Source organism: Agrococcus sp. AC640b (assembly GCF_979255995.1).
Genome location: NZ_CEEDMM010000043.1, coordinates 13357 through 36635 on the forward strand (window position 1 = coordinate 13357; position 23279 = coordinate 36635).

25 protein-coding genes and 1 tRNA gene are annotated in these 23279 nt (G+C 71.2%); 16 read left to right on the top strand and 10 right to left on the bottom strand.

The features are described from left to right. Positions 1-58 precede the first annotated feature (58 nt). Positions 59-562 (bottom strand): MarR family winged helix-turn-helix transcriptional regulator, encoded by a 504-nt coding sequence (locus ACZ6H8_RS13915; protein WP_464147491.1) that lies wholly within the window; start codon positions 560-562, stop codon positions 59-61. Between the two features lie 194 nt (positions 563-756). Between ACZ6H8_RS13915 and ACZ6H8_RS13920 the strand changes: the two genes are divergently transcribed. Continuing rightward, positions 757-1062 carry a DUF7882 family protein gene (locus ACZ6H8_RS13920; RefSeq protein WP_464147492.1) on the top strand — a complete coding sequence of 102 codons (306 nt, stop codon included), beginning with the start codon at positions 757-759 and terminating at the stop codon, positions 1060-1062. 388 nt (positions 1063-1450) lie between these two features. On the opposite strand, the gene ACZ6H8_RS13925 is transcribed toward ACZ6H8_RS13920, so the two are convergent. The 4 genes from ACZ6H8_RS13925 to ACZ6H8_RS13940 form a co-directional block, all read right to left on the bottom strand. Further along, positions 1451-2464, bottom strand: a complete 1014-nt coding sequence (locus tag ACZ6H8_RS13925; protein ID WP_464147494.1) for a cation efflux transmembrane domain-containing protein — start codon at positions 2462-2464, stop codon at positions 1451-1453. Next, entirely contained in the window at positions 2461-2931 is a 471-nt protein-coding gene (locus tag ACZ6H8_RS13930; RefSeq protein ID WP_464147495.1) for a transporter substrate-binding domain-containing protein, read from the bottom strand. Before ACZ6H8_RS13930 ends, ACZ6H8_RS13925 begins: the two co-directional genes overlap by 4 nt. A 176-nt stretch (positions 2932-3107) precedes the next feature. Further along, positions 3108-4433, bottom strand: a complete 1326-nt coding sequence (locus tag ACZ6H8_RS13935; protein ID WP_464147497.1) for an NtaA/DmoA family FMN-dependent monooxygenase — start codon at positions 4431-4433, stop codon at positions 3108-3110. Positions 4434-4517: 84 nt separating this feature from the next. After that, positions 4518-5204: an NADPH-dependent F420 reductase gene (locus ACZ6H8_RS13940; RefSeq protein ID WP_464147498.1), complete on the bottom strand. Its 687-nt coding sequence runs from the start codon at positions 5202-5204 to the stop codon at positions 4518-4520. A gap of 83 nt (positions 5205-5287) precedes the next feature. Here ACZ6H8_RS13940 and ACZ6H8_RS13945 point away from each other — a divergent pair, with 83 nt between their 5' ends. The 9 genes from ACZ6H8_RS13945 to ACZ6H8_RS13985 all read left to right on the top strand — a co-directional run bounded on the left by ACZ6H8_RS13945 (position 5288) and on the right by ACZ6H8_RS13985 (position 16104). After that, positions 5288-5677, top strand: a complete 390-nt coding sequence (locus tag ACZ6H8_RS13945; protein ID WP_464147500.1) for a MerR family transcriptional regulator — start codon at positions 5288-5290, stop codon at positions 5675-5677. A gap of 199 nt (positions 5678-5876) precedes the next feature. After that, on the top strand, positions 5877-7196 hold the full coding sequence (locus tag ACZ6H8_RS13950) for an ice-binding family protein (RefSeq protein WP_464147501.1): 1320 nt from the start codon (positions 5877-5879) through the stop codon (positions 7194-7196). 395 nt (positions 7197-7591) lie between these two features. After that, positions 7592-8539 carry a hypothetical protein gene (locus ACZ6H8_RS13955; protein ID WP_464147502.1) on the top strand — a complete coding sequence of 316 codons (948 nt, stop codon included), beginning with the start codon at positions 7592-7594 and terminating at the stop codon, positions 8537-8539. Between the two features lie 128 nt (positions 8540-8667). Beyond that, entirely contained in the window at positions 8668-10017 is a 1350-nt protein-coding gene (locus ACZ6H8_RS13960; protein ID WP_464147503.1) for an MFS transporter, read from the top strand. After that, entirely contained in the window at positions 10014-11015 is a 1002-nt protein-coding gene (locus ACZ6H8_RS13965) for a hypothetical protein (RefSeq protein ID WP_464147505.1), read from the top strand. The genes ACZ6H8_RS13960 and ACZ6H8_RS13965 overlap by 4 nt, the downstream gene beginning before the upstream one ends. 23 nt (positions 11016-11038) lie before the next feature. After that, positions 11039-12727, top strand: coding sequence for a thiamine pyrophosphate-binding protein (locus ACZ6H8_RS13970; RefSeq protein ID WP_464147507.1), 1689 nt, complete (start codon positions 11039-11041; stop codon positions 12725-12727). A gap of 34 nt (positions 12728-12761) precedes the next feature. Then, complete coding sequence (locus ACZ6H8_RS13975; protein WP_464147508.1) at positions 12762-13976, top strand: CaiB/BaiF CoA transferase family protein; 1215 nt, start codon at positions 12762-12764, stop codon at positions 13974-13976. After that, positions 13976-14692, top strand: a complete 717-nt coding sequence (locus ACZ6H8_RS13980) for a GntR family transcriptional regulator (protein WP_464147509.1) — start codon at positions 13976-13978, stop codon at positions 14690-14692. The genes ACZ6H8_RS13975 and ACZ6H8_RS13980 overlap by 1 nt, the downstream gene beginning before the upstream one ends. Beyond that, positions 14689-16104 carry a xylulokinase gene (locus ACZ6H8_RS13985; protein WP_464147510.1) on the top strand — a complete coding sequence of 472 codons (1416 nt, stop codon included), beginning with the start codon at positions 14689-14691 and terminating at the stop codon, positions 16102-16104. Before ACZ6H8_RS13980 ends, ACZ6H8_RS13985 begins: the two co-directional genes overlap by 4 nt. A 53-nt stretch (positions 16105-16157) precedes the next feature. Here ACZ6H8_RS13985 and ACZ6H8_RS13990 read toward each other — a convergent pair whose 3' ends face one another. Beyond that, positions 16158-16448, bottom strand: a complete 291-nt coding sequence (locus ACZ6H8_RS13990) for a DUF7882 family protein (protein WP_464147511.1) — start codon at positions 16446-16448, stop codon at positions 16158-16160. Between the two features lie 238 nt (positions 16449-16686). Here ACZ6H8_RS13990 and ACZ6H8_RS13995 point away from each other — a divergent pair, with 238 nt between their 5' ends. The 5 genes from ACZ6H8_RS13995 (at position 16687) to ACZ6H8_RS14015 (ending at position 19468) form a co-directional block, all read left to right on the top strand. Beyond that, entirely contained in the window at positions 16687-17025 is a 339-nt protein-coding gene (locus ACZ6H8_RS13995) for a DUF7882 family protein (protein WP_464147512.1), read from the top strand. Positions 17026-17082: 57 nt separating this feature from the next. Beyond that, complete coding sequence (locus ACZ6H8_RS14000) at positions 17083-18147, top strand: 3-hydroxyisobutyryl-CoA hydrolase (RefSeq protein ID WP_464147514.1); 1065 nt, start codon at positions 17083-17085, stop codon at positions 18145-18147. A 10-nt stretch (positions 18148-18157) separates the two neighbouring features. Further along, positions 18158-18937, top strand: a complete 780-nt coding sequence (locus ACZ6H8_RS14005; RefSeq protein ID WP_464147515.1) for an enoyl-CoA hydratase-related protein — start codon at positions 18158-18160, stop codon at positions 18935-18937. 174 nt (positions 18938-19111) lie between these two features. After that, on the top strand, positions 19112-19315 hold the full coding sequence (locus ACZ6H8_RS14010) for a cold-shock protein (protein WP_464147516.1): 204 nt from the start codon (positions 19112-19114) through the stop codon (positions 19313-19315). 80 nt (positions 19316-19395) lie between these two features. Continuing rightward, positions 19396-19468, top strand: a tRNA-Arg gene (locus ACZ6H8_RS14015). Between the two features lie 67 nt (positions 19469-19535). Here the strand turns inward: ACZ6H8_RS14015 and ACZ6H8_RS14020 are convergent. Both ACZ6H8_RS14020 and ACZ6H8_RS14025 read right to left on the bottom strand, forming a co-directional pair. Continuing rightward, entirely contained in the window at positions 19536-19793 is a 258-nt protein-coding gene (locus ACZ6H8_RS14020; RefSeq protein ID WP_464147517.1) for a hypothetical protein, read from the bottom strand. 114 nt (positions 19794-19907) lie between these two features. Continuing rightward, on the bottom strand, positions 19908-20591 hold the full coding sequence (locus tag ACZ6H8_RS14025; protein WP_464147519.1) for a TetR/AcrR family transcriptional regulator: 684 nt from the start codon (positions 20589-20591) through the stop codon (positions 19908-19910). A gap of 113 nt (positions 20592-20704) precedes the next feature. Here ACZ6H8_RS14025 and ACZ6H8_RS14030 point away from each other — a divergent pair, with 113 nt between their 5' ends. Next, a complete protein-coding gene (locus ACZ6H8_RS14030) occupies positions 20705-21445 on the top strand; it encodes an SDR family oxidoreductase (protein WP_464147521.1) in 741 nt (246 codons plus the stop codon). 136 nt (positions 21446-21581) lie between these two features. Here ACZ6H8_RS14030 and ACZ6H8_RS14035 read toward each other — a convergent pair whose 3' ends face one another. Then, positions 21582-22622 carry an NAD(P)-dependent alcohol dehydrogenase gene (locus ACZ6H8_RS14035; RefSeq protein WP_464147522.1) on the bottom strand — a complete coding sequence of 347 codons (1041 nt, stop codon included), beginning with the start codon at positions 22620-22622 and terminating at the stop codon, positions 21582-21584. Positions 22623-22801: 179 nt separating this feature from the next. After that, positions 22802-23227, bottom strand: coding sequence for a VOC family protein (locus ACZ6H8_RS14040; RefSeq protein ID WP_464147523.1), 426 nt, complete (start codon positions 23225-23227; stop codon positions 22802-22804). Positions 23228-23279 lie beyond the last annotated feature (52 nt).

Consider the following 23279-nt stretch of genomic DNA (forward strand, 5'->3'; position numbering starts at 1 on the left):
CAGAGATCCTCCAGCGCCTGATGCGATTCGGCGCGCTGCGTGCCCGGCTGGATCGGGGTCACGTCGCTGAACCCGCACTCGCCTCGGGTTGAGCGTGCAGCGCAGGTTGCTCTCGGTCGATGACTTCGCGGAGGCGTTCGAGGAAGTCGACGACGATCTCGGCGTGATCGTCGGCCAAGGTCGCGGCCACGAATCGGATCCGGTCCGTGAGGGCGTCATCGCCGTCGAGGTGATCGTTGCGGCTCAAGGGCATGACCATCTTGCTGCGCCCATCGCGAGGGTTCACCTGCGTGGTGACGAGGTTCTGCGCCTCGAGGCGGCGCAGCTCGACGGAGATCGCGGGCCGCGTGAGGCCGACATGCTCGGCGAGCTCCGACGGCGTCGCAGGCGAGCCCGAATCGGCACGCTCGAAGACCGCGCGCAGAATCGAGCGTTCCAGCGCACTCGGCGCTCGCGCGGCCTCTCGACGACGCTCGAGACGCGCCTCGGCGAGGCGCAGCTCCTCGAGTGCGTCTGCAACTGCGTACGTGTCGTCCATCACGCCAATCGGGTGGTCGGTCACTACCACTATGGGCCGATTCCGCGCTCGGCGTGGGCGGGGGGAGGTGGATGGTTGCAGAATGCAACTATCTCCTTGGGGGACACGTAGGGTCGTTCTGCAGATGAACAGACGCCGTTGCGCGCCAAGCCGCTCTCGATCTAGTTGCGTGATCGAATCATACTCATCGCGTGCGACGGCCTGAGCGAGGAACACCCATGGGCACTCTCCACTACGGCTCGTCGACCTTCGAGGTGGACGACGACACCCTGCGGCACTTCTCGGCCGTCATGGTCGCGAAGCTCCGACGCCACGAGTCGTTCCTCGTGCTCGTCCACGCGGACGACGATGGATCCGAACGGCTCTGGATGCATCCGACTGCACATGTGCGGATCGCCACGGGCCCGGTCGGCGGTCCGCTCGAGCCGGCGCGGGTCGAGCACATGATGCGCGAAGCCAACAAGCCCGGCTGCGTCGACCTGTGCAGCGCCTGGCAGCTGTCAGCACACGCCGTGCGGCCATGACCACCACCGCGCCTGCCTCGCCGCGAACCGGCGAGGCCGAACGCGAGGCGTCGTGGTGCGTCGGTGCCGTCGATCAGGCGATCAGCCGCCTCTCCACCGAGGTGGGAGGCATGGATGCGATCGACCTCGCCGCCCCCTGGACGTGCGACGACCCCGCTCGACGGGCGTCGACATGCCGGCTGAGGCTGTGGGCTCGCGTCGGTACGAGTCGCTCATCGCCGACCTCCTGGGGCGACGAGATCGCGCTCGGACCTGCACCCGGGAGCATGGCGAGGACGACCCGAGCATCAGCGGCTGGCGACCCGGTGGCGCCAGGTGGGAGCCGTCGCGGCACCACTGCGACCGTGCTGCGGGACGCGCGACGCGGCGCTGAGCGCGTCGCTGTCGCTCACTCGCGTTCCACGCCACCCTGAGGCGATCCGTGCTCTCGTCCACCGGTGACGTCGGATGGGATCGAGGGCACCGGGATCACGACGACGTCGTGCAGCTTCCAGTCGAGCGAGCGCGCGACGCGTGCGGCACGCTCGAGCCTCCGCTGCGCGAGCAGCCAGCGGCGCGGGACGACGAACACCTCGGCGTGCAGGACGTGCCCCTGGTCGCGGATGCGGCATCCCGCGTCCTGCACCCACCACATCCGTCGCATGCGCGCGGTCAGCCGATGCGCGAGCGGATGGGGCCTGTCGTGACCGACCGTGGTCGCACGGTGATCGATGAGGTCGAGCACCGACACGCGCAGATTTCGCAGCCCGTCGCGGAGGATGCCCGCGGCGATGAAGAGCGCGGCAGCGGCATCGAGCCACCAGACGCCGAGACCGATCCCGGCGACGCCGACGATCGAGCCGACTGCCGTCGTCCAGTCGGCCTTGTTCATGTCGGCGTCGGCGTAGAGCAGCTTGTCGTGCAGCTGCTCGGCGAGACGGATCTTCACTCGGCCGATGAGGATCGGCGGCACGATCGTGAGCGCCATGACCGCCATCATGAGCCAGCCCAGCCAGATGACCTGACCGAGGATGACGACGGTGCCGACCGTGGGGTGCTCGACGGACACCAGCGTCGTGACGGACTCGACGATGAGGAACAACCCCATCCCTGTGAGCGCGACGGCGGCCACGAGGTGCCCGACGCCCACCGACCGGTGGAGTCCGTAGGGGAAGCGCTCGCTCGGTGCGATGCGGATGATGCGGATCGTGACCAGGAAGGCGATCGGTGGGATGAAGGACAGCAGGTCCTCGAAGAAGGCGGCGCGCATCGCCTGCGAGCTGCCGACGGTGAGACCGACGAGGATCACCGTGACTGCGAGGAACACGAGGGTGATCCATTCGAGTCGCACGGCTCGGCGCAGCAGCTCCCGCTGCTGCTCCGGCAGCTCGGTCGCGCCGAACGACGCGCTGCGCGCCGTCACGGCGCCGCCTCCTCCAGGTAGGTCTCGAGTCGCACGAGGAACGCGTTCTCTCCGAGCGGCGTGGCCATGACGTGGGCGCGCGTGACGCCGTCCGCATCGGTCGTCGTCATGTACGGCCGGGTGATGGCAGCGTGGGTCGACCAGGGGGTGGCGTCGGTGAGACCACCGATCACGAGCTCGAGCTCACCGGCCTCCAGCGCCTCCATGAGATGCTCTTCGCCGCCCTCGAGCCACTCGACCTCGGCGTCGAGCGTGGCGGCGAAGTCGATGACCAGCGCAGCCTCGAGTCCGACGCCCTGGCCGTCGTCGTCGACCTCCGCCCATCCGTCGTGCGGCGACACGCCGACGTGCAGCGTGCCACCCTGCACGTCTGCGAGCGTGCCATCGGGGTCGGCAGGGATCTGCAGCCCACAACCGGTCATCAGCAGCGACGTCAGCATGAGGACCACGGCAGCGATGCGACGCATGGCCCGATGCTAGGCCCGAGCGATGCGCGGCGCGGCGGGGTTGCATCGGCGCAGCTCGATGGCACCGTCGGCAGGGTGCCGACGGAAGATCGCTCGGTACCGATCCGGATGCACGGCGTCGACGGGCGAGGAGGCTGCCTCGGGAGGGGCTTGCGCGTCGTCCCTCGTCGTCTCGGTCACGACACCCTCGGGTCGAGGCCGTACTGCGCCGGCGCCCCGAGGTGGTCGCGGAGCGTCGAGCCCTCGTAGTCGCGGTGGTAGAGGCCGCGATCCTGCAGGATCGGCACGACCTCGTCGACGAAGGTGTCGATGCCGTCCTCGTACACGTCGATGGAGACCCAGAAGCCGTCGCACGCGCCGGCCTCGAACCACGCCTGCATGTGGTCGGCGGTATCGACGGCGGTGCCGACGGGGGTCGGGTGGTAGTCGATGACGCCGTGGGCGAGGATCTCGCGGAGCGTCCACCCTTCGCGCGCGACCTCGAGGGCGCGAGCGGACCTCGGGTCGAAGGGGCTCGGCTGCGCGATCGCCAGCTGCGAGGCGCTGAGCGGCTCGTCGATCCGGCGTGCGTCGAGCTCGAGGCCGAGCATGGATCCGAGGTAGGAGACGCGTCGGGGTGCGCCGTGCTCGCCGAGGAGCACGCGGCGGTCGAGCGCGGCCCGCTTCGTGGGGCCGATGGCAGGCATGACCCCTGCGAAGAACTTCACCTCGTCGGGGTCGCGACCTGCACGACGGGCGGCGTCGCGAGCCGCCTCCCGCTGCGCGCGGGCATCCTCGATCGTGAAGGTCGCCCCGATGACGCCGCTGGCGTACCGGCCGGCGATCCCGAGCCCGTTCTGGCCGCCGCCGGCGGAGAAGATCACGGGCTGGCCCTGCTCTGATGGTGGGATGGGCAGCGGGCCGCGGGATGCGACGTAGGTGCCCTGCATGCCGATCGGCTGGATCTTCGCGGGGTCGGCGAAGCGTCCGGACGCGGGATCGTGGATCCAGGCGTCCTGCTCCCAGCTGCCCCAGAGCGCCTGCGCGATCTGGATGGTCTCGTGTGCGCGCTGGTAGCGCTCGGGGCGGGGCGCGATGGCCTGCCCGTAGTTCGCGCCCGCACCGGGGTCGCTCGTGGTGACGGCGTTCCATCCGGCGCGTCCGTGGCTCATGACGTCGAGCGCCTTGAACTGGCGGGCGAGGTTGAACGGCTCGTTGAACGTCGTGGAGCCGGTCGCGACGAGGCCGATGCGCTCGGTCGCGCGAGCGATCGCCGCGAGGGTGAGCATCGGTTCGAGCGTGATCTGCGGGGAGTCGTGGGCGACGTCGGTCTGGATGCCGGGGAAGTCGGGCAGGAACAGGAACGCGAGCTTGCCGCGCTCGGCGGCCTGCGCGTAGCGCACCTGCGCGTCGAAGCTGGCGTAGTTGGCGGGGTCGACGCCAGGGAAGCGCCAGGCCGAGGCCTGCGAGCCGTACCCGTTGCCCAGCTGCATGCCGAGGATCATCTGGCGGTCGGTGGTCATGGTCATCCTTCGTGTCTGTCGTGGTGCCCCCAGTCCAGGCGCGCCGAGGAGCGGCCACCTGCCGGTGGCCGAGGTGGGCTCCGCTCAGAGGTCCCGGTACCGCTTCGCCTCGGCGAGGCGTGCCTCGAGCTCCTCGCGGCCGACGGGGCGGCCCACGGTCGGGTCCTCGGGGTCGCCGAAGTACGGCGCGGTGTAGGCGGGCAGGTCGCGCTGGAACCGCCACCCCTCCGACAGCGGACCGACGTCGAGCGCGTCGTAGCCGATCGCATCGAGGAACGCGGTCGCCGCGGCCTTCGCGTCGGCGTCGTCGCCGGCGATCGGCAGCACGGAGCGCTGCGCGTCGCCGCTCGGCCGTGCGAGCGCTGTGAGGTGCGGGAAGTAGATGCTGTTGAACGCCTTCACGACGTGCGACTGCGGCAGGTGCGCCTGCAGCAGCTCGGCGGTCGTGGTCGACTCGTCGTCGAGCTCGGCGATGTGGCCGTCGCGGTCGGGGTAGTAGTTGTTCGTGTCGATGACGGTCGTGCCCCGGAGCTGCTCGACCGGAACGTCCGGGTATGCGTGCAGCGGGACCGTCACGACGACGAGGTCGCCAGCCGCCGCAGCCTCGGGCGGCGTGGCGGCTCGAGCCTTCGGGCCGAGCTCCGCGACGAGGTCGGCGAGGGTCTCTGGGCCCCGGCTGTTGCTCATGACGACGTCGTAGCCCGCCGCGATCGCGAGGCGTGCGACGCCGCTGCCGATGTTGCCGCTGCCGATGAAGCCGATGGTGGTCATGGTGTCCTCCTCGCGTGGCTCGCTCGGCCACCCCTTGCTAGTCTCAACGTTGCCATTACTGTCAATGTCAAGTCGGAGGTCTCATGCGCATCGGTGAGCTCGCATCGAGGACCGGCGTGCCCGCGCGAATGCTGCGGTACTACGAGGAGCAAGGGCTCATCACGCCGAACCGGCTCGACAACGGCTACCGGGACTACGACGACTACCTCGTCGATCGCGTGCTGAAGATCCGCGGGCTCGTGGATGCAGGCATCCCCACGCGCATCGTGTCCGACATCCTTCCGTGCCTGCATCAGTCGCGGACGATCGTCGTCCACGATGCGGAGCCGGGCTTGCGAGAGACGCTGGTGAACGAGCGCGATCGGATGTCGGAGAAGATCGACTTCCTGACGCAGAACCGCGACGCGATCTCCGCCTACATCGACGCCATCGACGCGTCCCACGACCAGACGCGGGTACGTCTCGCCGGCTGAGCGGCGACGATGCGAGCCCTGTCGGCACGACTCGCCGCCGCGGCATCGCGATCGGCCGCGCCCGTCGGGGCGGCGACGCTCCGCCTCCATGTGCATTGTGGGGTACATGGTTCTGAGGTTGCCTCAGCGCAACCGGGAACATGCTGCTCGCGACTTCGAGGGCCGTGCCATTGGCTCCTCTTCGCAGTCAGGTGGCCACATGGCCCGCACGACCGTCTCTCGTAGGACCCTCAAGGGCGGTGCGGCTCTGGTCGCGGCGTCCGCCATCTTCCTCTCGTCAGCGGCGGTCGCCGCTGCAGACACCGCCGTCGACGGTCCTGTCGACCTCGGAAGCGCCGAGCCGTTCGCCGTGCTCGGGGCCGTCGGCGTCTCGAACAGCGGGCCGTCCGTCCTGAACGGCGACGTGGGCATCAGCCCCAACGACGCCTCGTCGGTCACCGGCCTCGATGGCGGGCAGGGATCCGTGATCAACGGCGACGAGTACTACGGCGAGGAGGTCGCCGCCCTCGCCCGGCAGGATGCGACCATCGCCTACGGCGTCGCCGACAGCCTCACGCCGCAGTCGCTCGACATCACCCAGCTCGACGGGCTCACGCTCTCGCCCGGAACCTACACGGGCGGCGCGGTCGACCTGGCCGTGAACGGCGCCCTCGCGTTCGAGGGCTCGGACCGCTCGGTCTGGGTCATGCAGGTGCAGAGCGCCCTCACGATCAACGCGAACACCGAGATGACGTTCTCGGGCGGAGCCAGCGCCTGCAACGTGTTCTGGCAGGTCGGCACCTCAGCCACCCTCGGCGAGAGCGCGGACTTCGCGGGCACGATCGTGGCGCAGGAGAGCATCTCGCTCGTGGCCGCCGCCACCGTGCAGGGCCGGCTGCTCGCGCTGACCGGTGCCGTCACGCTCGACACGAACACCATCACCGTGCCGGCCCCGTGCCCCACGACGGGCACGGTCGTCGAGACCACGGTGCCGAGCATCACGTCGCCCGCGCCTCCGGACGGCACCGTCGGCACGACGTACGAGTTCACGGTGGTCGCCGACGGCACGCCGGCACCGACCTACACGGTCGAGGGGTCGCTGCCGCCAGGACTCGCGATCGACGAGGTCACGGGCGTCATCTCGGGCACGCCCACGACGCCAGGAGACTTCACCTTCACGGTGATCGCGGACAACCCCGACAGCGAGGACGACTCCGAGACCTACACCGTGACGATCGCCGACGCGCCGCCGGTGGCGTCGCCGCCCGTCACGCCGCCGGAGGAGTCGGCACCGCCGACAGGTCCCGGCCCCTCGGCACCGGCCCCCTCGGCGCCGGCGCCGAGCGTGCCGGGCGGTGGCGGTGGCGGCAGCGGCGGCGGTGGCGGTGGCGGCAGCAGCACGGGCGGCGAGCTGCCCGTGACCGGTGGTGCCCCGCTCGCCGGCCTCGCCATCGCAGGGCTCGCCCTGCTCGTGGGCGCGCTCGCGCTCATCGTCGGCGTGCCTCGCGCGGCCATCCGGCTCGGCCGCACGGGCCGCTGACCGGCGCCGACACGACCGGCCGAAGGCTCAGGCGCACGCACGAGGCGCGCCTGAGCCTTCGGCGCAGCATCGGTGCGGGGTCGGCCTCCCCGCGCTGGAGCCGCGGCAACCGCGCCTCCACCCACTCCATGACCGCACGCCTCGCTGCCGGACCCGTCGCGATCATCCCCGAGCGCGTCATGGCGCGGGCGACGGCGACGCGGTCGGGAGCCCTCGAGTGCCGCTGACCCACGTCGCGACGTCCTTCCACGCCGCCCTCGACTGGCGCGAGCCCGTCTTGATGCTGGGCGCGCGTCTCGCAGGGCCTCCGCTTGACGCATCGCTCATCTCGTCGTACGGTTCATCTAGTCGTCTAGACGACTTGCCCCGATGACGCGACGAGAGGAGCGACGACGATGTCGCTGAAGGAAGCCCGGTACGAGCTGGTCGAGGTGCCCGAGACGTTCGGCCCCGTCGAGGTGCTCGTCGATCGCCGCACGGTGCTCGACCACGCCTTCGCCCAGGACGACTTCCGCGACTGGTACTTCGTCGACTCGCCCTTCGGTGGCCCGGTCGCCCATCCGCTGGTGCTCGCCAACGAGCTGCTGTTCCTCTTCTACCAGGGGTACGACGGCAACACGGCGCAGGGCCTCCACACCCACGAGCACCTGCGCTTCCGCTCGCCCATCCGCCACGGCGAGACCGTGACGATCGAGGGCGGGTACACCGAGAAGTACGAGCGGCGCGGCCAGGGCTACGTCACGCTCGAGGCCACGGCCAAGGGTGCCGACGGTCGCGTGCTCGTCGAGCACGTCGGCCGCGAGATCATGCGGACCGTCGCGGGCGACGTCGTGGGAGGCAGGCGCTCGGAGGGCGAGCAGCGCTCGCGCACGGTGCTCGGCACCGTCGACGACACGCTGCCCGTCGCGACTCGCGCGACGCACGGTCTGCAGGAGCGCGCCGCGCTGCCAGCCAGGACGACCGCGTTCTCGCAAGACCAGATGTCCGTCTTCTCCTGGGCTGGCCGTGGCTTCGCCAACGTGCACACGAGCATCGAGAAGGCGGCGGCCTCCGGGCTCGATCGCACCATCGTGCAGGCCCAGCAGCAGACCGGCCACGTGCTCGCGAACCTCGTCGACGTCTTCGGCGCCGCATGGTTCACGACCGGCGACCTCGACCTGCGGTTCGTCTCGCCGGCGTTCGTCGACGAGCGGCTCACGACCTCCGGGGCAGTGCTCGGCGAGCACGATGGCCGCCTCGAGGTCGAGGTCTGGGTCGAGAAGGCCGACGGCACCCGCACGGCCGTCGGCTGGGCATCCGCCGCCATCGACGACGACGACCGCAGACCGACGACGCTGGTCTGACCCTCAGCGCGGCGCTCCGAGCGTCGAGCAATCCCACGCACCGAGTCCCCACGACCGCTCGGCGTCGGCGCCATCGAGCCCGGCGTCGAGCACCCGTCCCGGCACCCCATCACGACGAAGGAGTCACCATGGCAGCCACAGCCCCCACCGATCAGCGCGAACGCACACGGCTCGCACGCCGTGCAGCAGTCGCGAGCCTCGTCGGCACCGCCGTCGAGTGGTACGACTACTTCATCTTCGGCACGGCCTCCGCGCTCGTGTTCGGCCGTCTCTTCTTCCCCAGCGACGGCGACCCGATCTACGGCACGCTCGCGGCGTTCGCCGTCTTCGGCGTCGGCTTCTTCGCCCGCCCGCTCGGCGGGGTCGTCTTCGGGCACTTCGGCGACAAGTTCGGACGCAAGGCGGCGCTCGTCACGACGCTCATGCTCATGGGCATCGCGACGTTCTGCATCGGGCTCCTGCCCACGACGGAGCAGATCGGGATCGCCGCGCCCATCCTGCTGGTCGTCCTGCGGCTCATCCAGGGCTTCGGCGTCGGCGGCGAATGGGGTGGCGCATCGCTCGTGGCCGTCGAGTACGCCCCGGAGGGCAAGCGCGGCGCGTACGGCAGCTTCCCGCAGATCGGCAACGCCGTCGGCCTCGTGATGTCGACGAGCATCTTCGCGATCGTGTCGACGCTGCCGGACGAGCAGCTGCTGTCGTGGGGATGGCGCCTGCCGTTCCTGCTGAGCGCGATCCTGATCGGCGTCGGTCTCTTCATCCGCTTCAAGCTCACCGAGACGCCGACGTTCCAGGCGGCGCAGGAGGCCATCGAGGCGAAGGCCGATGCCGATGGGCCCAAGGAGCAGCTGCCGCTCGCCGAGCTCTTCCGCCGCTTCAAGCGTCCGCTGCTGCTCGCGATGGGCATGCGCTTCGGCGAGGCCGTGTTCGGCTACATCATCCTCACGATCGGCCTCACGTTCGCGACGAACTACACCGACATCGGCCGCACCGACATCCTCTGGGCGTCCACGATCGCCGCTGCCATCGCCATCTACACGTACTACTTCTTCGGCAGGCTCAGCGACCGCATCGGCCGTCGCGCGGTCTTCATCCTCGGAGCCGCGGTGGGCGCCGCCGTGTCGTTCCCGTTCTTCTGGATCCTCGACGCCGGCAACATCCCGATGATGTACGTCATCTACGCGGTGGCCTACGCGATCGGCGTCGGCGCCGTCTACGGCGTCGAGCCGTCGTTCTTCTCAGAGCTGTTCGGCACGAAGGTGCGCTACACGGGCGTCTCGCTGGCCGCGCAGCTGCCCTCGGTGCTCATCGGCCTGTGGCCCCTGGCCTCGACGGCGATCTTCGCGGCGACCGGCGGCGATCCGTGGCCCATCGCGCTCATCACCGTGCTCGCGCTGATCCTGGGCGGCGTCTGCGCCTACCTCGCGCCCGAGACGAACAAGGCCGACATGAACGCGATCGGGGAGGAGCAGCGATGACCCGCGACCTCACGGATCCGCGTCGCGCACGCGACGTCGACGACCTCGAGGCCGGGCTCAAGGAGCCCGAGTTCGAGCAGCTCGCGATCCCCGAGCGGCTCGGCCCCATCACGGTCGTCGTCGACGACCACAAGATCAAGCGCTTCGCCTTCACGCAGGACGATCACCACGCGTGGCACCTCCACGCGAGCCCGTTCGACGGGCGCCGCATCGGGCATGCGTCGCTGCTGGGCAACGACCTCGTGCAGCTCTTCACCACGGTCTACGCCGCGAGCCGAGTCGTGGGTCTGCACACCGAGGAGCAGCTCTGGTTCGACTCGCCCGCCTTCCTCGACGAGGAGGTGACGCTCGAGGGCACCTACACAGAGGCCTACGAGCGGCGCGGGCAGGGCTACGTCGTCATGGAGGCGACGGCGACGGGCTCGGACGGCCGCAGCATCCTGCGCCACCGCGGCGTCGAGATCCTGCGCACGCGCCCCGGCGACGTCGCCGGCCGCGGCAGCGCGACCCCAGCGTCAGCCGACGAGCGCGTGACGGGCGAGGTGCCCGCCGACGCGCCGCCGTTCGACTCCGCGTCGCCGAGCGCCGGGCAGGTGCTGCCGACGCTCGGCAAGACGTTCACGACCGAGCAGGCGGCGGTGTTCTCGCGCATCGGCGAGTACGTCCGCAACATCCACAACGACCTCGACCTCGCGAGGGCCGGCGGCATGCGCGTGCCGATCGTGCAGGGGCAGCAGCAGTTCGCGGCGATCGCCGAGCTGCTGACGCGGACCTTCGGGACAGGGTTCCTCGCAGGCGGCTGGCTGCGCGTGAAGTTCCTGCAGACCGTCGACGTCCACGAGCCCATCGAGATCGGCGGCGTCGTCACCGGCGTCGACGACGACCGCGTGCATGCGCAGGTGTGGGTGCGAAGGGCCGACGGAGCCCTCAGCGCCGCGGGATGGGCGAGCGCGCCCCTCCCATCCGAGATCCGCGTCTCGCACGAGACCGACCAGTGACCACAGTGAAGAGGAAGACGAACATGACGAACGAGATCACCGGCGGCAAGCTCGTGGTGCAGATGCTCGAGTCGCTCGGCATCACGAAGGTGTTCGGCGTGGTCGGCGGGCAGACGCTCGCCATCACCGACGCCATCATCGACAGCCCCAGCATCGAGATGGTCCACACGCGGCACGAGAACGCCGCCGCCGTCATGGCCGACGCCTACGGGCGGCTCACCGGCCGCCCGGCCGTCGCGATCGCGACGACGGGACCGGGCGCGACGAACCTGCTCACCGGCGTCGGCGGCGCCTTCCGCGACTCGAGTCCCGCGTTCATCGTCACGTGCAACAACAACGGCGAGAACATCCACAAGGACGACGCGCAGAACGCCGACCACGTCGAGATCTTCAAGCCGTTCACGAAGTGGTCGCGTCTGGTCGCGCATCAGGCGAGCATCACGCAGGCGATGGCGGAGGCGTACGTCAACGCGATGACCGGCAACCCCGGCCCCATCCACCTCGACTTCGCTCGCGACACGATCGAGCAGACGTTCGACGCGCCAGCGGTGCCGGAGGTGCATCCGCTGCGCTCGTGGGTGGGCTCGCGTCCCGTCGCCGGTGCCGATCGCGTCGCCGAGATCGCTGCGCGCGTCCTCGCCGCCGAGCGGCCCGTCATCTGGGTCGGCAACGGCGCGAACCGCGCGCAGGCGTCCGAGGACGTGCTCGCGCTCGCCGACGCCCTCTCGATCCCCGTCATCACGACGTTCAACGGCATGGGTGCCGTGCCGACGACGCACCCGCTCGTGTTCGGTGCCCTCAGCCGCATGGGCACCAACCTGTCGACGCGCGTCATCGGCGACGCCGACCTCGTGCTCGCGCTCGGCAACAGCCTCAACGCGGTGTCGACGACGCGCTGGCGCCGCGTGCTGCCCGACGTCGTGCAGGTCGACGTCGACCCGACGATGATCGGCCGCTACTACTCGGAGGTCACCACCGGCGTCGTCGGCGACCTCGCAGCCTTCTCCCGCGACCTCCTGGCAGCCACGGCCGACGAGGCCCAGTCGGCCCGCGACGGTCGTGCCGACTGGATCGCCGAGCTGCAGCAGGCCGAGCGCGACTGGTGGGCGATGTCCGACGACCTCGCGCCAGCGAACGAAGGAACGGTGTCGCCTGCGGTCGTCGTCCGCGCGTTGCGTGCCGTCACGCCCTCCGACGCCGTGCTCATCCCCGACGCAGGCAACCCGGGCGTCTGGTCGTACCTGTGGGAGATGGAGCAGCCCTACCGCTACATCAAGCCCGTCGGCTTCGGCAACATGGGCTTCGCGCTGCCGGCGACCGTCGCCTCCGTCGTCGACGACGCGACGCGGCCCGTGCTCGCCCTCATCGGCGACGGCTCCCTCGGCATGAGCCTCGGCGAGCTCGAGACCCTCGCCCGCGCAGGCGGGCCGGCGGTGGTCGTCGTGCTCAACGACTCGTCGTACGGCAACATCCGCCAGGAGCAGGTGCTGCACTTCGACGGGCGCACGATCGGCGTCGACTTCCTCGACGTCGACTTCGCCCAGGTCGCTCGCGGCATGGGCTTGGATGGGGTGCGCGTCACCGACGTCGACGCCCTGGTCGCCGCCGTGCGCGATGGCTTCGCCTCTGGCAGGCCGCTGCTCGTGGACGTCGTGCTCGACCGTGCGGCCGACGCATGGACGTATCCGGCATTCGCACCCCACGAGGCGTGAGCGCGCACCCGACACGAGAGACGAGGAGGCTGCGATGATGCAGGCTGCAGGAGCAGGCGCCGCGGGCGCAGGACCGCTCGAGGGCGTGAAGGTGCTCGACCTGTCGAGGTTCATCGCCGGGCCGCTGTGCGCACAGATCCTCGGCGACTTCGGCGCCGAGGTCGTGAAGGTCGAACGCCCGCGAGGCGAGGACTCCCGGCACCACGGGCCGTACTGGCAGGGCGAGAGCATCTACATGTTCCTGTACCACCGCAACAAGCAGGCGGCCTCGCTCGACACCAGGCATCCGGAGGCCCTCGGCATCCTCGAGGACCTGGTGCGATGGGCAGACGTCGTCATCGAGAACTACCGTCCTGGCACCCTCGAGGCCATGGGGCTCGGATACGAGCGCATGCGCGAGCTCAACGACGACGTCATCCTCGTCTCGATCTCGGGATTCGGTCAGACGGGACCCGACTCGAAGCGCGCGCTGTTCGACGCCATCTCGCAGGCATCGTCCGGGCTCATGAGCATGACGGGGGAGCCCGATGGCAAGCCCACGCTCTCGGGCACCTACATCGCGGACTACACGACCGGCTACCAGGGCGCGATCGGCGCGTTCGCCGCGCTCATGCACCGCGCGCGCACCGGCGAGGGGCAGCTCGTCGACGTCGCCTCGTACGACACGATGTTCTCGGCGCTCGGCACGCGCCTCATCGCCGAGCTCATGCTGGGCCTCGAGATGCCGCGGTCGGGTTCGCGCGATCTGCTCACGGCGCCCGTCAACGTCTACGAGGCGGCCGACGGTCCCATCTACATCCAGGCGGGCACGGCGTCGCTCTTCCCGAGGCTGTGCGCCGTCATGGGTCGTGAGGATCTCGCAGCCGAGGAGCGGTTCCAGACCGTCGAGGGCCGCATGGCCGACCAGGAGCATCTCGAGGGCATCATCCAGGCGTGGGCGGGCTCGCGCACGTGCGAGGCCATCGGTGCCGCGCTCGACGAGGCGGGCGTGCCCTACGCAAAGGTCGCATCGGTCGCCGAGGTCGCGGCGTCGCCGCAGATCGCGGCGCGCGGCATGGTCGTCGAGGCCGAGCACCCGGATCTCGGCACCATCCGCATGCCGGCGAACCCCATCCACATGGAGAAGTCGCCTCCCACGGTGCGCAAGGCACCGCCGCGCGTGGGGGAGGACAACGATCACGTCTACCGTGACATCCTCGGCATGTCGGCCGACGACGTCGAGCGGCTGCGAGCGGAGGGCGCGATCTGATGCAACGGGCTCCGAGGTACTCGGTCATCCATGACGACATCGTGCAGCAGGTGCGCGCCGGCACGCTCGAGCCGGGCATGCGACTGCCGAGCGAGCAGGAGATGGCCAAGCGCTACGGCGTCAGCAGGATGACCGTGCGGCAGGCGCTCGACCTGCTCGCCTCGGACGAGGTGGTCGTGCGCAAGCACGGCAGCGGCACCTTCGTGCGCGACCAGGCGCGGCAGGGGCGGCACATCGACCGACTGCGGTCGTTCGCCGCCGAGCTCGCCGACGCGGACGTCGAGGTGACCAGCGAGGTCGTGCGCGCCGAGCTCGTCGAGGCACCTGCCGACATCGCCGAGGCGCTGGGCGTCGAGCCCGGCGATCCCGTGCACCGCCTCACGCGCGTGCGACTGGTCGACGGGGCGCCCGCTGCGCTGCAGGACTCGTGGATCCCGTCGCGGTTCGCGCCGAGCCTCACGCGCGAGCCGCTCGTGGGGGGCTCGCTCTACCGCACGCTCACCGAACGCCACGGGGTGCGCCTGCGCTGGGCCGACCAGTCGATGACGGCCGAGATGCTCGGCATCGACGAGGCTGCGCTGCTGCGCGTCGCCCCCGGCGTCGCCGTGCTGCGCGGCATGCGCACGACGTACACCGACGCCGACGAGCCGGTGGAGTTCACGCACGGCTGGACGCTGCCGAGCTTCCCGCTGCTGCTGCGGATCGACGCAGAGTGATCGACCTGTCGCGCGCCGTCGTCGCGGTCGACGTCGGCACCTCCGCCGTGCGCGCAGCCCTCGTGTCGACCGAGGTGGGAGTGGTCCGCTCGACCCGCGTGTCCCGTCGCGAGAGCGTGGGGGGCGCGACGTACGACGCCGACGCGCTGCAGGCCGACGTCGAGCGTGCGATCGCGATGCTCGAGGTCGACGGCCGGCCCGCCGCGCTCGCGATCGCCGCCCACATCGGCGCCGTCGCCGTCGACGACGACCTGCGCCCCGTCGTCGACCCGGGCTCGTGGTCCGACGCTCGCGGCGTCGACACGCTCGCAGCGTTGCCCGTCGACGTGCGCGCACGCATCCTGGCGGCCTCGGGTCGGTCGGCGCTCGCCGGCGGCGGGCTCGCCCTCGCGGCCACGCTGCTGGATGCGGCCGTCGCGCGCAGGGTGGCTGCCGTGCTGAGCCCGAAGGATCTGCTCGTCGCCCGCCTCACGGGCCACATCGGCACCGACACGGTCGATGCCGCGTACACGCTCGCGCTCGACGTCGCCGAGCGCACCTGGTCGGATGCCGTCGACGCCGTCGGCGTGCCGCGCGCGTGGCTGCCGGCGCTCGCGACACCGCACGCGCCCGTCGCGACCCTCGACGCGGCTGCGGCCGCGCGCTGCCGGCTCGCCGAGGGTACGACGGTGGTCTCCGGCTCCCCGGACGGGTCGGCGGGCATCGGGATCCTGCTGGGCACGCGCACGGATGCGATCGCCGACGTCGCAGGCACCACCGACGTCCTCGGCCGGCTGCTCGATCGCCCGACGGATGCGCCCGCGGGCGCCGTCTGCAACCCCGCGCTCGAGCCCGGCCGATGGGTCGCGGGCGGCGCGACGGGCATGACGGGAGGGGCGGTCGCTCGCTGGCGCGGGCTCGTGGGCGCGGTCGACGAGCACGAGCTCGCTGCCGTGCCGCTCGGTGCGCGGGGGCTGCGCGTCGTCCCGAGCATGTCGGGCTCGCGGTTCCCTCGCTGGCGGGCCGACGACCTCGGTGCCCTCCTCGGGCAGTCCCACGAGCATGGGCCTGCCGAGATCCTGCGTGCTGCGCAGGAGGGGGCGAGCCACGTCGTCCGCGAGGGCGTCGACGTGCTCGATCCGTCTGGCAGCGCGCCCATCATCCTCGCCGGCGGCTCGACGCGCTCCGAGCAGGTCGTGCGCATGCGGGCGGCGATCCTGGGGCGCCGCGTGCTCGTCGCGAGCGAGCCAGACGTCACGCTCGCAGGCGCCGCGGGCCTGGCGCTCCTCGGCGCCGGACTCGTCGCAGGGCTCGACGAGGCGCGCGACCGCCTCGGGATCGCGCTGACGCCCATCGAACCCGACGCGAGCCAGGTCGAGCGCTACGCGCACGAGCACGTCGCATGGCAGGCGTCGCGCGACGCACTGGACTGATCGCCGCCGCCGACGACGAGCCGTCGTCCTCCGCCAGCCGAGACTGTCGGTCGTCAGGCGGCGTGCAGGTGCAGCCCCGACGTCGTCGACGCCTGCTGGATCATGTGCTCGAGGCGCGTGCGATCGGTGGGACTCTGCTCGCGACGGTCGAACGCGAAGCGCAGGTCTGCGTGCTCGTGGATCCAGAAGGCGAGGGTCGGCTCGAGCGCGTCCTCGGAGTCGATCGTCAGCAGGAACGGCTCCGAGCGGCGCAGCTTGTTGACGATCACGACCTGCAGATGCTCCAGATCCTCGTCGGCGAGCTGCGCGACCGCCCCGTCGTCGCCGTAGTGCAGACGTCCCATTCCCTGGCTCCTCTCGATCCGCATCGATCACACCAGTCGCGCCGGGTCGGGGCCAGGCCCTTGCGTCTGCCGTGCCAGTGCGTGACCGCTGACAGCGCGGATTCCAGCGGCAGGGGCCCCGGCGATGGAAGAAGCGTAGAGAGATGGCTAGTCAGGCGAACTAGTTACCGCACCATCACGGCATTCTCGAAACCACGACGTGAACCATCTTGCCGCGAACTCGTCGTAGGATGGAGGCATGGGCCACCTCACCTACGCCGGCGCGACGCAGTACGAGATCGAAGATCGGATGCTCGCGCACGTCAAGGCTGTCGTCTCGGCGAAGCTGCGCAGGCAGGAGTCGTTCCTGCTGTCGTGGACCGTCGACGCGCACGCAGGCTCGGGTCGCGTGTCGCTGTGGATGTCGCCGTCGATCCCGCTCGAGTTCCGATTCTCGGGCTCGCGGGTGCCGCAGCTGAACGGCGCATGGCTCGAGTCGCTCATGGAGATGGCGAACTCGACGCGTGGCCTGGTGCTCGTCACCGAGCAGGAGGCCGAGCAGATCGCCGCAGGCAAGCAGCAGGCGCCCGTCCTCTGACCCTCCGCAGGCGCGACCTCCTCGTGCCGTGACCGCAGCGCTCGATAGCGTGGGCGCATGAGCGAAGACGTCGTCGTCGAGCGCCGCGGTCGGCTCGGCATCATCACCCTCGACCGGCCCAGGGCGATGAACGCCCTCACCCACGGCATGGTGCTCGCCGTGCTCGACGCGCTGGACGCCTGGCGCGACGACGATGCGGTGCGCACGGTCGTGATCCGCGGCGCCGGCGAGCGGGGGCTGTGCGCAGGCGGCGACGTCGTGGGGCTGCGGCGCGCGATCCTCGACGGCGAGATCGACGGCACGCTGCAGTTCTTCCGCGACGAGTACCGCATGGACGCCGCGGTCGCCCGCTTCCCGAAGCCCGTGGTCGCCCTGCAGGACGGCGTGGTGCTCGGTGGGGGCGTCGGCATCTCCGGCCACGCCTCCCATCGCGTCGTCACCGAGCGCACCCGCCTCGGCTTCCCCGAGGTGACGATCGGCTTCGCCCCCGACGTCGGCGCCTCCTGGCTGCTGTCGCGACCCGCCGCGGGCAGGGTCGGGGCGTGGATGGCGCTCACGGGCCAGCCCGTCGGCCCCGCCGCCGCCATCCGTGCGGGCCTCGCCGACCACCACGTGCCCGCCGACCGGCTCGACGACCTCGTGGGGCGCCTGGAGCACGACGACGCGGATGCCGCGATCGCCGCGCTCGCGACCGACGCCGCAGCCGGCGCCGGGGACGACGTGCCTGCCGCGTTCGACGAGCCCACGGTCGACGGCGTGCTCGCAGCGCTCGACGCGGGCGGCGAGGCGGATCGCGAGACGGCCGCGCTCATCCGATCGAAGTCGCCCTCCGGCCTGCGCGTCGCCGCCGAGGCGCGTCGTCGCGGCGCCGACCTGCCGCACCTCGAGGCGGCGCTCGCACAGGAGCTGCGCATCGTCGCGCACGCCATCGCCACCCACGACCTCGCCGAGGGCATCCGCGCGCAGCTCGTCGACAAGGACCGCGACCCGCGCTGGCAGCCCGCGACCCTCGCCGAGGTCGCCGATGCCGACGTCGAGGCGTACTTCGCCCCGCCGCCGGGCGGCGACCTCGACCTGCCGATCCCCGACCTGCCGACCCCGACCGCGACGACCCCACGATGAGGAGCACGCCATGACCGACGCCCCCGAGACCATCCGCGTCGAGACGCGCGGGCGCGTCGGCTGGATCACCCTCGACCGGCCAGAGGCGCTCAACGCCCTCGACGAGCAGCTCATGCGCGAGGTCGTCGAGGCGGCGACGGCGTTCGACGCCGACCAGGGGATCGGCGCGATCGTGCTCACCGGCTCCGCGAAGGTTTTCGCGGCGGGCGCCGACATCAAGGAGATGGAGTCGAAGACGAGCGTCGACTGGCTCGTCGACGACGCCTTCGGGCTGTGGCCGCGATTCGCTGCCGTGCGCACGCCCGTGATCGCCGCGGTCTCCGGCTACGCGCTCGGCGGCGGCTGCGAGCTCGCGATGATGTGCGACCTCATCGTCGCGGCCGACACCGCGAGGTTCGGCCAGCCCGAGGTGAACCTCGGCGTGATCCCCGGCATCGGCGGCACGCAGCGTCTCGTGCGCGCGATCGGCTTCTACAAGGCGGCCGACATGGTGCTCACCGGCCGACTCATCGGTGCGGAGGAGGCCGAGCGCGCAGGCCTCGTGTCGCGCGTCGTGCCCGCCGACGACCTGCTCGACGAGGTCGCATCCATCGCCGACGGCATCGCGGCGAAGTCGCTGCCGAGCCTGTACGCCGCGAAGGCGGCGCTCGACGCGGCCCTCGAGACCTCGCTCGCCGAGGGTCTGCGATTCGAGCGCCACGCGTTCGCTGCGCAGTTCGACACGAAGGACCAGAAGGAGGGCATGGCCGCCTTCCGCGAGAAGCGCGACCCCGGCTTCGTGCACCGCTGACGGCGGTGCCGGTCGTGGCGGACCGTTACAGAATCGGCACCTTCGTCGCTCGAGGCCTCAGGGCCGGTTCGCTAGCGTGAGAGCACGCCAGGTGGGGGACAGGGGCTGCCTTCCGCCCGGCCGACGGCAGCAGCCGTGCACCGACGCAGCACCACAGCATGACAAGGGAGACTCATGGCCACTGGGACCGTGAGGTGGTTCGACTCGGGCAAGGGCTACGGCTTCATCACCCCCGATGACGGCAGCGCCGACCTCTTCGCCCACTACTCGCAGATCGCATCGTCGGGCTTCAAGACGCTCGACGAGGATCAGAAGGTGGAGTTCGAGGTGACGCAGGGCCAGAAGGGTCTGCAGGCCTCCAACATCACGCCGCTCTGATCGGTCGGCGCGGCTCGCGCCACGCCGATTCGCGCCGGGGGTCGTGGTCCTCTATGCTGGTCCACGGCCCTCGAGGCCATGCGCCCGTAGCTCAACGGATAGAGCATCTGACTACGGATCAGAAGGTTGGGGGTTCGAATCCCTCCGGGCGCGCAGAGCAGAAGCCCCTCGCAGTGCGAGGGGCTTCTTCGCGTTCACGGCGCCGCGAGGCGTCGGCGCGTCAGTCGTGCTGGCCGCGCTCCGTCGAGTCGCGCAGCGCCTCGGGGTCGCCGAGCTCGGTCGTCACGGGGCCGCCGTACGCGGCCGTGGGCGAGACGGACGGCGCCGTCGGGGCGCCCGGCTCGGCGGGGGCGTCGAGCCCGGGCGTGGTCGGATCCGTCGGCTGGTCGGGGTCGGGCGCCTCCGGGGCGGGCTCGGCCGTGTCGGGGTCGACGGGCAGGTCGGGGTCGGATGCGGTGGGCTGGGTTGCATCGGTCATGGGCTCCACGCTGCCGCGGTGGTCGTCGGCGCGGGAGCCCGTTGCGCATCTCGGCGTCGTCAGGATCGGCTGTCGGCAGGCGACGCGGCGCAGCGCCTCGGGCGTGCTGCGCGGTCAGCGCGCGTCGGCGACGCGACGCAGCAGCTCGGACGCCAACGCTCGCTCGCCCGGAGACAGCACGGCATCCAGGTCGTCGAGAGCGCCGAGCAGGCCAGACGCCCACGCCGCCGTGGTCGAGGCGTCGCGGGCGTCGCCCGTGATGGTCGCGAGCACGCTGTCGATCATGCGCGCCGGCAGCGCGAGGTCGCGCTCGGCAGCGGGCGTGCCGATGAGCTGCAACGTCGTGCCCGTGCCCGACGCGTGCACCATCGCGACCGCAGTCGGCACGCTCACGGTGAGGCGTCCGGCCGCCGCGATGCGGCCCACGAGCATCGTCAGACGGTCATGCGCCGCGCGCGAGGCGTCGGTGACGCGGTCGGGCCTGCCGTACATGAGCAGGTAGTGCGCGGGATGCTCGAGGCCGAACCGCACGTGGATCTCGCTGCCGGCGCGCAGGTCGGCGACGGGATCGTCGGTGAGGTCCATGGCGTGCTTGCGCCCGAGGTAGTCGGCGAAGCCTGCGGCGGCGACGGCGTCGAGCAGGCCGTCCATGTCGCCGAAGAGTCGGTAGATCGTCGGTGGCTGCACGCCTGCGGCGGCGCTCACGGCGCGCGTCGTCACGGCGTCGCGCCCGCCGTCGTCGAGCAGCGTGCTCGCGGCGTCGAGGATGCGCGAGCGCGTGTCCGAGGGAGCGGCCATGTGATCGATGCTAACCGATCGGCGATAGCGACTTGCACATCCGCGCCCGCATGCGTATGTTATCGACGGTAACGCCGGAACAGTTCCGGTGGAACCACCCACGAAGGAGCATCATGCGCATCGACGGCACCACGATCCTCATGGCGGGCGGCACCTCGGGCATCGGGCTCGCACTCGCCCAGCGGCTGCAGGCCGCGGGCGGCACCGTGCTCGTCGCCGGTCGCCGACGCGAGCGGCTCGACGCGATCCGCGCCGAGCACGGCCTGGGCGGCTACGTGCTCGACGTCACCGACGCGGCCTCGATCGTCGCCCTCGCCGAGCAGGTCACGGCCGAGCACCCGCACCTCGACGCCATCGTCACGATGTCGGGGATCATGGAGCCCGAGCAGGTCGGCGAGCCCGGCGCGCTCGACGTCGCCGAGCGCACGATCGCCACGAACCTCACCGGCACCATCCGACTCGTCGAGGCCTTCCTGCCGCACCTGCGCACGCGCCCCGACGCGGCCATCCTCACCGTCACCTCCGGGCTCGCCTACGTGCCGCTGGCAGCGACGCCCACGTACTCGGCGACGAAGGCCGGCGTGCACGCCTACACCGAGGCGCTGCGCGAGCAGCTGCGCGAGACGAGCGTGCAGGTCATCGAGATCGCCCCGCCCCTCACCCGCACGCAGCTGAACGCGGCCACCGACACCGAGCACGCGCTGCCGCTCGAGGACTTCGTGACCGAGGTCGTCGACATCCTGCAGACGCAGCCCGACGCGCCCCAGGTGCTCGTCGAACGCGTGCGCCGGCAGCGCTTCGCCGTCGCGAACGGCACGTACGACGAGGTGTTCGCCAGCCAGAATCGTCGCTGAGCCCGCACGCGACGACGCCCCGACCGGGAGCCGGTCGGGGCGTCGTCGAATGCGGTGCGCGCGAGGTGATGCTCAGCGGTGACGCAGGTGCGAGGTGCAGGCGGCGGCCCGCTGGGCGTCACCTCGCGCGGCTGCGTCAGATCGTGGAGGCGTCGATCACGAAGCGGTAGCGCACGTCGGACGAGAGCACGCGCTCGTACGCCTCGTTGACCTGCGCCGCCTCGATGAGCTCGATCTCGGGCGCGATGCCGTGCTCGGCGCAGAAGTCGAGCATCTCCTGCGTCTCGCGGATGCCGCCGATCATCGAGCCCGAGAACGACTTGCGGCCGCCGAGCAGGTTGAAGACGTTGAGTGAGAGCGGCTCTGCCGGGGCGCCGACGTTCACGAGCGAGCCGTTGCGGCGCAGCAGGCCGAGGTAGGCGTCGATCGGCAGCTTCGCGCTGACCGTGTTGAGGATGACGTCGAAGGTGCCCGCGAGGGTCTCGAACGTCGCCTCGTCCTTCGTCGCGTGGTGCGCCGTCGCGCCGAAGTGGAGGCTGTCGGCCTCCTTGCTCGTGGTCTGCGACAGCACCGTGACCTCGGCGCCCATCGCGGCGGCGATCTTCACGGCCATGTGGCCGAGGCCGCCCATGCCCACGACGGCGACCTTCGTGCCCTCGCCGACGTTCCAGTGGTGCAGCGGCGAGTACGTCGTGATGCCGGCGCACAGCAGCGGCGCGGCCGCCTCGTACGGGATCGACTCGGGCACACGCAGCACGAAGTCGGCGTCGACGACCACGTGGGTCGAGTAGCCGCCCTGCGTGATCGTCCCGTCACGGTCGACCGACGCGTAGGTGCCGACGTTGCCCTCGAGGCAGTAGTTCTCCTCGCCGGCGAGGCAGGCCTCGCACGTGCGGCACGAGTTCACCATGCAGCCGACGCCGACGCGGTCGCCGACCGAGTGGCTCGTGACGTCGCTGCCGACCTCGGCGACGACGCCGACGATCTCGTGGCCGACGACGAGCGGGTAGGTCGTGTCGCCCCACTCGCCGCGCACGGTGTGGATGTCGGAGTGGCAGATGCCGGCGTAGGCGATGTCGATGAGGACGTCGTTCGCGCCGACGTCGCGGCGCTCGATCGTGGTCTTGACGAGCGGGTCGGTGGCGGAGGTCGCGGCGTAGGCGTCGACGGTGCGCATGGGTCTCCAATGGATGTCGGATGCGGTGGGCCGGCCGGGCCTGGTGGGCGCTGCGCGGACTGCGTCCGCGTCTCGGTCGACCACCCCAGTCCAGCAGATGCGTGGCTGCGTCGGGAGGGTCTGCGAGTACCGGGTAGCCTGCGCCCCGTCGCGGCCGGTCGCGACGGGGTGGCGCGCGCTCAGCCCCAGGCGACCTCGACGTCGAGCACCCACGTGACGCCGAACGCGTCCTGCAGCATGCCGTACAGCGGCGACCACTGCGACGGCGCGAGCGGCACGACGACCGTCGCGCCCTCGGCCTCCGCGAGGTGCGCCCACGCTGCCGCGAGCTCGTCGGCGTCGGTGCCGCGCGCCGAGACGAAGCTGGGGGTGATGCCCGGGTCGTAGGGGCGCTCGGCGGGCACGTCGAACGCCATGATGCGGAACCCCGACGGCGCCGTCACGATCCCGTAGCCGACGAGGTCGGACTCCGCCGGATCGGTGGTGCCGTACGACTGCGCGTGCGTGACGACGACGAGCTCGCCGTCGAACGCGTCGCGATAGTGCTCGAGCGCCGCCCGAGCGGTGCCGCGGAAGTTGAGGTGGGGCGTGATGGTGATGGACATGGTGGCTCCTTCGTTCGATGCGCCGGGTCGCTTCCTGACGCGCGGGCTCCAG